This window comes from Microcoleus sp. EPA2, from assembly GCA_020882975.1.
GTDB lineage: Bacteria > Cyanobacteriota > Cyanobacteriia > Cyanobacteriales > Microcoleaceae > Microcoleus.
This window is the reverse complement of the sequence record JAHRFD010000005.1, coordinates 139248-152015: the sequence shown is the minus strand read 5'-3', so window position 1 is coordinate 152015 and position 12768 is coordinate 139248. Positions and strand designations below refer to the sequence as shown.

The 12768-nt window shown below is 46.2% G+C and carries 10 protein-coding genes and 1 tRNA gene; 3 read left to right on the top strand and 8 right to left on the bottom strand.

Going from position 1 to position 12768, the window contains the following annotated elements; all coding sequences use genetic code 11:
- The first annotated feature begins 145 nt into the window (after window positions 1-145).
- Window positions 146-445: a DUF7734 family protein gene (locus AAFP14_RS07525; RefSeq protein WP_341731670.1), complete on the top strand. Its 300-nt coding sequence runs from the start codon at window positions 146-148 to the stop codon at window positions 443-445.
- Between the two features lie 78 nt (window positions 446-523).
- Here AAFP14_RS07525 and atpC read toward each other — a convergent pair whose 3' ends face one another.
- Window positions 524-931 (bottom strand): ATP synthase F1 subunit epsilon, encoded by a 408-nt coding sequence (gene atpC, locus AAFP14_RS07520; RefSeq protein ID WP_341731669.1) that lies wholly within the window; start codon window positions 929-931, stop codon window positions 524-526.
- A 656-nt stretch (window positions 932-1587) separates the two neighbouring features.
- Entirely contained in the window at window positions 1588-2940 is a 1353-nt protein-coding gene (gene accC, locus AAFP14_RS07515; RefSeq protein ID WP_341731668.1) for an acetyl-CoA carboxylase biotin carboxylase subunit, read from the bottom strand.
- A gap of 227 nt (window positions 2941-3167) precedes the next feature.
- On the opposite strand from accC, the gene AAFP14_RS07510 reads away from it, so the two are divergent.
- Window positions 3168-3251 (top strand) — tRNA-Leu (locus AAFP14_RS07510).
- Between the two features lie 337 nt (window positions 3252-3588).
- Window positions 3589-3912 (top strand): hypothetical protein, encoded by a 324-nt coding sequence (locus AAFP14_RS07505; protein WP_341731667.1) that lies wholly within the window; start codon window positions 3589-3591, stop codon window positions 3910-3912.
- Here AAFP14_RS07505 and AAFP14_RS07500 read toward each other — a convergent pair.
- From AAFP14_RS07500 to AAFP14_RS07475, 6 genes are all read right to left on the bottom strand, one after another.
- The gene (locus AAFP14_RS07500) at window positions 3909-4070 is read right to left on the bottom strand and encodes a hypothetical protein (protein WP_341731666.1); all 162 of its coding nucleotides are present in this window, start codon (window positions 4068-4070) and stop codon (window positions 3909-3911) included. The genes AAFP14_RS07505 and AAFP14_RS07500 overlap by 4 nt on opposite strands.
- Before the next feature lie 444 nt (window positions 4071-4514).
- On the bottom strand, window positions 4515-5786 hold the full coding sequence (locus AAFP14_RS07495) for an FAD-dependent hydroxylase (RefSeq protein ID WP_341731665.1): 1272 nt from the start codon (window positions 5784-5786) through the stop codon (window positions 4515-4517).
- Window positions 5787-5939: 153 nt separating this feature from the next.
- Window positions 5940-8111, bottom strand: a complete 2172-nt coding sequence (locus tag AAFP14_RS07490) for a caspase family protein (RefSeq protein WP_341731664.1) — start codon at window positions 8109-8111, stop codon at window positions 5940-5942.
- Between the two features lie 85 nt (window positions 8112-8196).
- A complete protein-coding gene (gene sat / locus AAFP14_RS07485; RefSeq protein WP_341731663.1) occupies window positions 8197-9378 on the bottom strand; it encodes a sulfate adenylyltransferase in 1182 nt (393 codons plus the stop codon).
- A gap of 266 nt (window positions 9379-9644) precedes the next feature.
- Entirely contained in the window at window positions 9645-10760 is a 1116-nt protein-coding gene (locus AAFP14_RS07480) for a glycosyltransferase (protein ID WP_341731662.1), read from the bottom strand.
- Between the two features lie 525 nt (window positions 10761-11285).
- On the bottom strand, window positions 11286-12764 hold the full coding sequence (locus tag AAFP14_RS07475; RefSeq protein ID WP_341731746.1) for a site-2 protease family protein: 1479 nt from the start codon (window positions 12762-12764) through the stop codon (window positions 11286-11288).
- Window positions 12765-12768: the final 4 nt, after the last annotated feature.

Here is a 12768-nt window from a genome sequence, read left to right as displayed (position 1 = left end):
ATATTTTGGATGACCACCCCATGCTACTGGCGGTGATTAAATTATGAAAAAAAGGTCTAATTTTCTTAATAAATTCCCCACAACCCTTGGGCAATCAACAGCTAAATCATGCTAGATTATAGTTGTTAATAAAGTGATATTTAGGATGACTGATTCGATCGCTCGCCGCTTGGAACAATACACAGTAAAACGCCCTCAAGAAGTTTTAATCGTGAAGGTTGAAAGTGAGGGGGAGTTCGATGAAATTTCTATTTTTAAAGGTTTTTCTAGTTCCCTAGTGCGATCGACTGCCTTCGATCCAGATATACCAGTGTTACCGGAGGGAGCAAAAATCATCAGTGTCGATCGCCTTGCAGGACCCTACAATCCCAATAACCCTCGCTATCTTGAGCAAGGGCTATCTTGGGAAACTATGCAATCTCTATTGTCGGAAGTTGGGATTTAACCAAATATTAAGGACACAACATTAGTTGTGTCCTTAATGATGCTGACGTAGCAACACCAAAATGTTGTGTCCGACTCCCTAGAGCGTGCCACCAGCAGCTTGAAAACGAGCTCGCGCACGTTTAATTGCTTGCTTAGCTTGAATTTGCTCTTGGAGAGTGCCATTAGCGGACTTTTCCAAACGAGCTTCTGCTTCAGTGTAGGCAGCACGAGCAGTTTCTTTATCAATTTTGTCACCTTTTTCGGCGCCATTGACCAGAACCGTCACTCGATTTTCTTGGATTTCTGCAAAGCCACCCATCAGAGCAATAGACACCCACTCCTTACCAGGACGGACGCGCATCACTCCGGTATCCAAAGCAGTCAACATCGGAGCGTGACCGCTTAAAATACCCAATTGGCCTGTAGTGCTCGGCAGAATTACTTCTTCAGCATTGGAATCCCAAACAGTTTTGTCTGGGGCAACTACGCGCACAGTTAATGTCATAAATTGTCCTTAGTCAGTAGTCAAAAGTCATTAGTCAGCAGTCATTAGTCAGCAGTCATTAGTCAGCAGTCATTAGTCAGCAGTCATTAGTCAGCAGTCATTAGTCAGCAGTCATTAGTCAGCAGTCATTAGTCAGCAGTCATTAGTCAAAAGTCATTAGTCAGCAGTCATTAGTCAGCAGTCATTGGTCAGCAGTCATTAGTCAGCAGTCATTAGTCAGCAGTCATTAGTCAGCAGTCATTAGTCAGCAGTCATTAGTCAGCAGTCATTGGTCAGCAGTCATTAGTCAGCAGTCATTGGTCAGCAGTCTTGACTATCGCAAGATAGGAAATTTCCAGCGTCTAAGGAGTTTCTTCGCCAGATTGACGAGGGCCAGGCTGGCATTGCCCACCTTAATCCCACGAATGACGAATGACGAATGACGAATGACTAATGACTAATGACTAATGACCAATGACTAATGACCAATGACTAATGACCAATGACTAATGACTAATGACTAATGACTAATGACTAATGACCAATGACTAATGACTAATAACCAATGACCAATGACTAATGACCAATGACTAATGACTAATGACCAATGACTAATGACTAATGACTAATGACTAATGACTAATGACCAATGACTAATGACTAATGACTAATGACTACTAACTGTTTTGGCCCATAAATTGTTCTACGAAATTGGTGTAAACTTCGCCCCTGAGAAATTCCGGGCTGTCGAGGATTTTTTGGTGGAAACTGAGGGTGGTGGGAACACCGGTAATCGCACATTCCCGCAGTGCCCGTTTCATCCTGCGAATGGCTGAAGGTCGATCGCGCCCCCAGACTATCAACTTACCAATTAAAGAATCGTAGTAAGCGGGTATTTCATAATCAGTGTAAACGTGAGAGTCCATCCGCACCCCAGGGCCGCCCGGAGGCAAAAAGCCTGTGATTATGCCCGGATGGGGCCGGAAATTGCGATCGGGGTCTTCGGCATTGATCCGACACTCGATCGCATGGCCGTTAAGGATTACTTGGTTTTGCTTGATTTGCAGTTTTTCTCCTTGGGCGATCCGAATTTGTTCCGCGATCAAGTCAAGGCCTGTAATCATCTCCGTCACGGTATGTTCTACCTGAATCCGAGTATTCATTTCCATGAAGTAGAACTTGCCCGATTTGTCAAGCAAAAATTCCACTGTTCCTGCACCCGTGTAGTTGATGGATTTGGCGGCGGCAATGGCGGCGTGACCCATTTGATCTCGCAGTTTCTGGCTGAGGGCGGGGCTGGGGGCTTCTTCCAGGAGTTTTTGGTGCCGGCGCTGAATCGAACAATCTCTTTCACCGAGGTGGATGACGTTACCGTAGTTGTCGGCGAGGATTTGGATTTCGATGTGCCGGGGTTTTTCGATGAATTTTTCTAGGTAAAGTCCCGGATTGCCGAAGGCTGCATCGGCTTCGCCTTGGGCTGCACTAAATAGCTTGGGGAGTTCCGATGGTTCTCTGACTAGCCTCATGCCACGGCCTCCACCGCCGGCTGTGGCTTTGATCATCACAGGATAGCCGATTTCGCGGGCGATCGACAAAGCTTCCTTTTCATCGGCCAGCAATCCTTCACTACCGGGAACAGTGGGGACCTTCACCCGCTGCATAGTTTCTTTAGCCGTAGATTTGTCACCCATTGCCCGCATCGCAGCAGGACTAGGACCAATGAACGTAATTTGATGATCGGCGCAGATTTCCGCAAATCGGGCATTTTCGGCGAGAAAGCCATAGCCAGGGTGAATGGCTGCGGCATTCCGCGTCAGGGCTGCGGCGATGATGTTGGGGATGTTTAAATAGCTTTTGCTGCTGGTGGGGGGGCCGATACAAACGGCTTCATCTGCCAACTGGACGTGCAAGGCGTGCTTGTCTACGGTGGAGTGAACGGCGACCGTGGCAATCCCCATTTCCTCGCAGGTGCGTAGTATGCGGAGGGCGATTTCTCCGCGATTAGCGATTAAAATTTTCGAGAACCCCATCTTCGGTGCTTATTCACTCAATATTCTGTAGAATAATCCCTTTCGGTATCTTCTGGATAATGGTTTCCCATAAATTCTTAACAAAAATTTATTTTACAATTTCCTGATAATGGTGCTATGATTTTAAATCGGTGGTCTCAAGGGGCTAGTCACAAGTTAAAAGTCAGAAACCTCAACCTGTACATCTTTAACTCGTAACGCAAAAAACCCAGAGATAGTCAAAAAGAGCGGATGTGGCGGAATTGGTATACGCGCACGCTTGAGGTGCGTGTGGCATTATGTCCTTGCGAGTTCGAGTCTCGCCATCCGCATTGAATAGATGAAACAACTGTTGACAGTTTTTGCTGTTGGCAGTTGTTTTGTTTTTGATGGGTGAGTGGCCAGAAACCGGGTTTTTTGGAGATATTTTGTTACTATCCATAGAAATCGTAAAAACCCGGTTTCTTGGATTGTGATTGTGAGTGGCCAGAAACCGGGTTTTTTGGAGATATTTTGTTACTGTTGATAGAAATTATAAAAACCCGGTTTCTTAGATGGCGTGCGCGAGGGGTGGGCGACGATCGCCCTGCTGCTAGTTAACTAGGGGTTGCTAAACTTGGAGGCTAGGTATTATTATTTTTAATAAATAATTTTGGAGGGACATTCAAAATGACTATTTTTTTACCTTTGTTACAATTTAATAACTTGACAGCAATAGGTTTATTCGCGACACTATGCCACAGCCCTAATCCAATTGAATCTATGCTTATTGTTGGCGCAGTAACAGCAATGGTCGGAGGGCTAGTAGTTTTGGTTCCAGCTAGTGCAGTTACAATGGTATTTCTGGCAACCACAATCGTACAGATGATTATGACTGGTGCAACAATTGAATCCATAGCGGCTGCAATAGCAGCACAGTTAGGGACTGTTGCTATGTCCTTGGGATTGGTGTCACAGCTTGTAGAGAAGATTAAAGGGATTATCGGATGCTAGACAATTTTGTAAGGAGTGTAATACGCGATCGCCATTTCGATATTCTCAGCTTTCCCTCCTCTGATTTTGTTACTATAGGCAACTGCTAAATTATTTTGTTTGGGCGTTAATTGGCGATCGCGCAGGTTGAGAATCTCTTGTTCTTGTTCGGGTTGCATGGTTTGTCTACTGCTGTCAGGGCAGGGTTCGAGCTGAGCATTATATCGTTTCCGGTTGCATCGGAATGATTTAACCGCGAAGGCGCAAAGGACGCAAAGGAAGAGAAGAGAAAGATTAATAATTCCGATGCTAACGGAATTGATATTATACCGCGTTTTTGCGACAAAATTCGTAACATTGCAAATATCCAGGAAAAAACCCGGTTTCTTTGATGGTATTGTACGATATTTTGTAGGGGCGGGTTCACCAACAATACATAACAATTACCAACCATCTAAATAAACCCGCCCCCACACCACCGATCGCCCACATCAACCTGAAATTTGCATCCCATCGCCAAAATTTACATGATGATTTATCGTTGGGTGGAGAGGCGGGTTTTCGAGATTGTTTGTTTCAGGCGATTATGGTTGGTAAAACCCGCCCCTACAGTATGAAATAAACTAATTTTGTGCTAATTCCGGGGGCCGCCCCATTAAGCCGGTCATTAAGCGCAATGCTACAAACCTAACTGGGGGAATTGTTCGCAAACACCACAATCCGAAGCGGCGAAATGCGACAATTGGCAGCCAAGTATTAGAAAATAACCTATCTAAGAAATCTGTAAATCCTAACACGATTAAATTCTCTTTTTTGCGCCAGTTGTGATACCTTTTCAATACTCGCAAATCGCCGATGTCTTCGCCTTTTTCGTGGGCTTGTTGCAAGATTTGGGCGATCGCCCCTGCGTCTCGAATGCCCATATTTAAGCCTTGTCCGCCGACGGGATGGCAACAGTGGGCGGCGTCGCCAATTAATGCTAATCTGGGCAACACGTAGCGATCGCTCTGCATTAACTGTACCGGAAACAAAAAGCGATCGCTCTCCAATTCCAAATTTCCCAAAACTCCGCCCGTGCGCTGTTTCAACAAAGCTAAAAACTCTGTTTCATCCATTTGTTGCAAAGCTTTCGCCTCCCCATGGGGTGCAGTCCAAACTACTTGACAGCGGTTTCCCGGTAATGGCAAAACTCCCATCGGGCCACTGGGCCAAAAGCGCTCAAAAGCAATATCGTTGTGGGGTTTTTCAGTTTTAATAGTAATAGCAACGCAGGATTGCCAGTATTTCCAGCCGCGAGTGCCGATGTTGGCGGCTGTGCGGATGCGAGATTTAGAACCATCAGCAGCAACTAATAATTTAGTACGAACAGTGCGAGTTTCACTGTTTTGTTTGATGGCAATTTCGGCACAATTAGTTAAATATTTAACCTCGACTACTTCCGCCGGACAAACCCAACTGAAATTCGGGTTTTTTGCTAAGGATTCCTGCAAAGCCGATAGCATGACTCGGTGTTCGCCCACATAGCCTAATGCTGCTTTTGGTACAGGTAATTTGCCCGTATTTCCCAAGTCTGGGCGATGGAATTCTACAATTCCAGGATAGTCGCCGTCGCAGAGGCTAATTTGCTCGAAGGTGGTAATTTGTGGCAAGATTTGTTCCCACACGCCAATGCCTTCTAAAATCATTCCTGACAGCAAGGTGACTGCGTAAGCTTGTTTTTTGGCTGCGGCGGCGGCGGGGATTTGGGTTTCGATGATGGCGATTTTTAAGCCTGAATCTTTGAGGGCGCACGCTAAGGTTGCACCGACTATGCCGCCTCCGACGATCGCGATATCATAGTCGAATTCCGCTGTTTGGAGGGGGGATGGGGTTGCAGAAAGTTGGTTTACAGGCATTTTTTAAGGGATGTTGTTGAAGTTAATAGGAATATTTACCCTTTTTAATTGTAAAGAATTATTGCGGTTTGGGGAAATTAAGGGGCATTGAGAAAGGAAGGCAGAGGAAGAGTCATGGGAATAGCCCTGAATTGATGGCATCAACAGCAATCATTAAACTACCCGATAGACAAAACTCAGAGTTGCCCACACATTCACATCCAAGGCTATATCATCGGTGGATATCCCCACTTTTTCCACCCCTGTCACGCTGGCGGCGTGCAAATCTTCCAATACAGCCCTGGCCACATTTAAAGGATTCAACAATACTCGAATTGGCAAGGCATCCCTGGCTTGCTGCATTCCTCCCTGTAAAGCGCTCAGAGTGCGATCGAAGGGCTTCTCACTAAATATAATAAAAGTTTCACTAAGTCCGATCGCCCTAGATACCTCCCAACCGATCGCTCCTGCCTGGGGTACACTCAAATTTGCACCAGGGGCGATCGGCTGCATCGGTCTTGGAACATTGGTTTCCCCATCAGAATTCAATACTAGCAGCCGTCTGGAACTATCCGAGCCAAACACCATAAAGTAAATTGGGCGATCGCCCTCGTTATACAGTCGATATTGCAGTCGGCTCCCCGCATTCACACTTAATATACCAGAACTCCCAGATTTCTCACTTTCCGCCCTCAGCGATGACACTCGATCGTCACTGACACCTCGCACGGGCGATCGCCCAGCCACAGTGATGGCTTGAGGCGCAAGAGTTGATAGCATCGCCCGCACCTTCAGACGCGAAGACCCCTCGTTGGCCGTCAGGCGCAGCAACTTGATCGCCAGCAGCGTTTTCAACTGCGGAGTCAATCGCTGTACCGCAACTTTCACTGCCTCTCCCCCATCACCCTCGGTATGGGGAACCAGGGTTTCACCCACAGAAAACAAACCGTAACGACCTTGATACAAACCAGGCTCATAGACCCCAGGAGTTTGAGCTACAGTCGTTTCTGGGACTCTACCAAACCGATAGTCGGCCGGTTGGTCTCCCGCTACCGCCGAGACTTGGGGCACTGTCGCAAAGGCGCTGGTAGCGTCCACCCGTTCGATGCGTTCTAAACCAGAGTCCAAAGCTACGGTTAAACTGATGTTTCGGGGCAGAACCCGAATTTCTTCTCTGACTAATTCGCCCGCAGTCAGTTGCACCTGGTTTGAGATGGGCGCTTCTAAGACTTGGGCTTTAGCAGAAAGACCGTTACGTCTCAGCATTAACAGCCTCGCGCCCTCTGAGGAAACGGGGCTGAATACAGAAGCGCCACAGGACTCTAAAATTTCTGGCGGCAACCCGGCCAGCCACAATTGGACAGTTTTGCTACCCTCTTCTACCGCAGACACTGCGCCGTCAGCAGTAGGGGAATTTAACATCGCTGTGGTAAACATCCCCGCAGGTGCTTTTACATCGTCATGGCGAATTTGCGGTTCCTGGGTTAAGCCGCTTCTTTGCTCGACTTGAGCCGCGACGCGGCTAAAACTGACTTGCAAGCTGCTGGCGGGAGTTGTCCACCACAAAGTTTGGGTGAGGGCGTAAGTAAATAAACCGGCTGTAAACCCGTTCCACTGAATTTCGGCGGAGAGTTGACCAGGGGCGGCGGCGGTGAGTGTGGTGCCTCCGCTAGAAGTGAGATTGTTGACTAATTTAAGTCGATCGAGTAAGTCTAATTCGCCCATGCTTGGACTCGCCACTATGGGGCGGGGGCGGGAACGAATGCGGAAGTTGCCGGTGGGATTTACGCCGGGATAGCTGTAGCTGGTGTCGAGAATGGCGATCGCACTTTCTGTTGGGAGCGATCGCATCAACAGCAGCAGTGTTTCCTCTAACATATCGTTCACCGCCCGGTTTCCCAAAGCAGGCACAACATCATCTACCGGCACCAAACTGTTTTGCATTACCGTCGGTGACTCGCTCAAACTGACTCGGCTACCGCAGCCACTGAAGTGAAAAACCACCACGTCTCCGGGTTTAGCTTGTTGAGTCAAATGACTGACAAAAGCCGTCTCGATATTTTCCCTGGTAGCTTGAGAGTCAGTCAAAGTCAGAATGTCTGATGGCCCAAACCCAAACCGATATTCCAGTAATTCCCGCTGCAATTCCACATCGGTGACACAGCCGTGCAGCGCCGATCCTGGATATTTGTCAACGCCCACTAACAATGCCAATTTGCGGGCTGTCGGCTGGGCTAGAGCCTGGTAGTAGCGATCGCCCAACCGTTCCCATCCAGCCTCGCTGATACCCAGCGCTGCTAACACCCAGCCCGCTTGCTGCAAAAATTCCCGCCGCTTGAGTCCCATTAATGATTCCCGATCGTCGTGCTCTTACTTAATATTCTCACTCCTCTGCCGAAGACTAAGTGTCGCCAACAACAAGGTTTAAGATTTAAATTTCATAGCTGAAAATATTCATCGCCTTTGCCAATTCCGCAGCAACTTCTGGCCGAGAAAACTGGGGGGGTGGTAATTTTCCAGCCCGCAACATTTCCCGCACTTTGGTTCCCGACAAATGTACCCGCTGTTCGGGAGTGCTAGGACTGGTTTTCGTGGTCGCCATTTGTTCCGTCACTTTGCAATAGAAAGCGTGCTCGAATTTCATCGGCACAATTCCCAATTCTCCCGGCTCAAATTCTTCAAAAATGTGTTGAGCATCGTAGGTACCATAGTAATCGCCCACGCCCGCATGATCGCGCCCCACGATAAAGTGAGTACAACCATAGTTTTTGCGAATCAAAGCGTGAAAAATTGCTTCCCGTGGTCCGGCGTAGCGCATCGCCGCGGGATTAATTGCTAAAATTACGCGATCGGGCGGATAGTATTTTTCTAGCAGAATCTCGTAGCAACGCATCCGCACATCCGCCGGAATATCATCGCCCTTAGTCGTCCCCACCAAAGGGTGCAAGAATAAGCCGTCTACAGTTTCTAGAGCACATTTTTGAATGTATTCGTGAGCGCGATGGATCGGGTTTCGGGTTTGGAAACCCACTATGGTTTTCCATCCTTTTTCTGCGAACAGTATTCTCGATTTCACCGGGTCAATTTGGTATTGGGGAAAGCGGGCGTCTAGTTCCCGTTCCAGCAACCACACTGGGCCTGCCAGATTCACTGGACCCGACTTGTCTATTACTTGGACACCTGGATGTTTGAGATCGTCGGTGCGGTAGACGTTAATGGCTTCTTCTTCTTTGCTGTAGCGATATTTTTCAGTCAGTTCCAGTACGCCGGCAAACTCGCCGTTGGGGGAGTCTAGGCGGACCAAAGTCCCTTCTGTCAAGGTGGCTGCCACTTCTTCGCTGACTGAGAGGGTGATTGGTACTGACCAGGGGAGGCCGTTGGAGAGTCGCATTTGGGTGACGACCGATCGATAATCTGCCTCATTCATGAACCCTTGCAGGGGACTGAAGGCGCCGATGGCGATCATTTGTAGGTCGGAGATCGATCGATCAGAAAGCTGAACTCGTGGCAAAGCTTCTGCTTTGTCAAAAAATGCTTGTCTTTGGTCTAGGGTGGCGATGCGGTTGACCAGGATGCCACCATGAGGGGCAATGCGGTCTGGATGCTGGCTCATGTCGATTCGGGATTATTTTAAGATGTGGGACTGTCAATGCCAGAGTATATCCTACCAAAGTATTGTTACAATTGATTAGTTTTCCTATTTATCCCTAGGAATCTATGTCAAACGACGTGAATATATCGCTCTCAAATTCAATCAAAATCTCTGCGATTTAATCACTTTTTTTTGACAATAATTTGCTCTTTCATGACCATCAAATAATGTAGTTTTGACCCCACAAACGCTCCATGCAATTAATTCTCTCATCTCAAATACCCCATCTAAAATCGACATACCATTTGGTCATGAATTCTCTTAAGCTTTGATAATTCTTCTCCTAGTCCTTGGGGTAGAGGAATTTTCACCGTTTCCAGCATACTCTGAATCCGATGTCTCCAGTCATGACGCTCTAAACTCTCAACATAGTTGCGTTTGTATATCCCATTCAGCCTTACTTCGTCCTCTAACAGTTCATCAATGAATTCTACACTTTGTTGCGGGTCATCGGGCAACTCAATAGTCGCATCTTCCCAATTCAGCAACTCATCCATTAGAGGGGTAGTTGGACGCTTCCCAACTACCGCACCGCCCGTCGCCGCCCCGTAAAACCAACGCAGTGTAATAAACGAATAAGGAAACGGACGCATACCAGGATAGAGCGTATCAAATGCCAAGGTCAGCTTGCTATGTCTGAGAATGTGAAATAGCATCAGAGTATCTGGCTCGTCTTTACGCATTTCGTAAGGCAATTTCGGAAATTCCTCTGCTGCTCTGGGCGTAGATTTAAAGTAAATTTGTTCGGAACCAGGTTGATTAAATTTATGGCAAAAAGCACGATCGTAATGTGACGGAATGCGCCCGAAGCTAGTTAAGTCTATGGAACGTTTCTGTTGACACGAACCCTGAGTGAGAACATCCGCCGCAAAGGGGATTAGGGAGACTGGGACACCAAATTTTTGCTTAAGTTCATCTATAACTTCGGGAAGTGCCACGAATAAATGATCTAATTGATAGACATTTTTTGAATAAATTTCTGGACACCAAGAATCAAAAATATAAGCGATGACAACATCAAAACGTTCCCTCCACTTTGGTATACTTGATAGGAGTTCCAGATCGGCTCCTGAGATACCTATCAGCAGTAAAACATTGGACTGGTTGGACAAATCAGGTAAAGGTTCCAATGTATAGAAACCTGTAGTAGACTTGACAACTTTACGTAGAATGCGATCGGGTAATGGATGGAGTTTAGATGAGGACCACTGGACGATCTCGCGACACGATGGAATCAAAAGTTGTGCTTGGCAGGTTTGTAAAACAATATTTTCCAATTCAAAAACCGGGTCCCAAGATACATTTGAGACTAAAGCCCGTGAAGAAAGTAGAAAAAGATTCATGGCTAAATTTAATTTTTATTAAAGGGCAGGAGTGATGATGCTAACCCCAGGAGATTAGGGTAAATTTGATGAAGTTTGAAATGCCAATTGCCTTACATCTACTTTCTAATTTACCTCCCTACTAAGTCTGTTCACTTAATTAAACATAAAATGGGATACCTAGACACTTTCACTGGTACTAGGTTGTAGTTATTATGTTTTCCTCCATTAGTTTACCTATCCCATCTAGTCGATCGCACTTAGGGCTGCATTAGGGCTGCATTAGGGCTGCACTAAACTTCAGTAAATTTACTGTAACCCTAAAAAACCTAGCATAGGTCTTCCCAGACTGTCAAGATTAATTTAAAATTATACTTATTTTGTGTATAAAAATACATTTATTAATTGGCTGAATATTTATTATAAAAATTATAAATATTAAAAAGGTTAAGTAACTCAACCTAATAAAAAGTAAGATATCGGTCACTAAAAAACTGGCTCATAAGTCTTCTTCACCTCGCTCTTCTTCGTGCTTGATTATTCCTGCTAAACATTCAACCACTGAATCAGTATCCTAGGTGCTGGTAACAGAATAGCCAATAATAGCCCCATCGCCACCAAGCCCAAACCATCACGCCAATTATTTAATTCGCTAACATCATTCAATGCCGGTTCATCGTTTAGCGGCATCAAAAACAAAATCAGCGCCCACAACAACAAACCTGGTTCCAAAAAAGCTAGGAGCAACATAGAAAGTCTAGCAAATTGCCCGATCGCCATACTTGCCCCCTGACCAAACATAGCGTGGACTATGTGCCCGCCGTCGAGTTGTCCCACCGGCATCAAATTAAACGCCGTCACGATCAAGCCCAAATAACCAGCCACCGCCACCGGATGCAAATTAATCGCTGTTTCCGAATTTAAAGCACCACCCAAGGTTAACTTACTCAAGAGGGTCATCATCAGAGAAAAATTGGGATTGAAAGAATCAAAATTTAACATCCCTGACTTGTTAGAAATAGGCACAATTGTCGAGTGATACAAACCCCAAATTAAAAACGGCACTGTCGCTACTAAACCAGCCAAAGGCCCTGCAATACCGACATCAAATAAAGCTCTACGGTGGGGAATCGGGCTCCGAATTTGAATAAAAGCGCCAAAGGTTCCCAAGAAAAAGGGTACGGGAATAAAATAGGGTAAAGTAGTCCGAATTTTATGAAATTTTGCTGCTAAATAGTGTCCCGATTCGTGAATGCCCAAAATGACCATCAAAGCGGTAGCATAGGGCAAACCATTAATTAACAGTGACGGATTAGATTGGACAGTTTTTTCGGTAATTCCTGCAATTTGTGCACCCACTATCGTAGTGGTAAATAGCGTGATGAGCAGCAAACCTAAAGCAAAAAATGGTCGATTCAAAGGTTGATTATTAACAGGACTTTCGGCGGATTTATGTTCGGGATTAGGGACTAGGGCAAAAAAGGGTTGACCGCTGAAACTTGTTTGAAATACTACCAAAAAGCGATCGCCAAAATGCTTTTCGACATTTTCCCGAATCGCGTGGTAAGCTGCTTCTGGGTTAGTCCGCAACTGTCCGCGACAAATTACAGCCTGGGGTCGAAATTCTAAATCTCGCAAATAGTAAACAGACCAAGGAAAACAGTCACGCAAACTAGCTTCTTCTTCTAGATCGATCGGGCGTAAAGCAGGTTTTTTTACGGCTTTTGCAGGTTCAGTCCCATCACTAACTGTGGTTTGCGCCGTTTCGCTGGTAATTTCCTTGCGCCCCAACTGTACCAGGAACCAGTACAAAAAAGGGCAAACCAAAAAAGGTAGAATTAGCCAATCTGGCGGTGAACTTTTGCTAGGGCCGTTAACTAACAGCCAACCAGTCCAAATCAGGGCCGGTGCCATAATTACCAGCCACAGCAGCCATACCGGAGTTCGCGTGATGCGACGGATGCTGTTGTGCAATAAAAAGTATGAGAACAGTCCCAATACAAACAACCATAAAAAGAACATAATATTA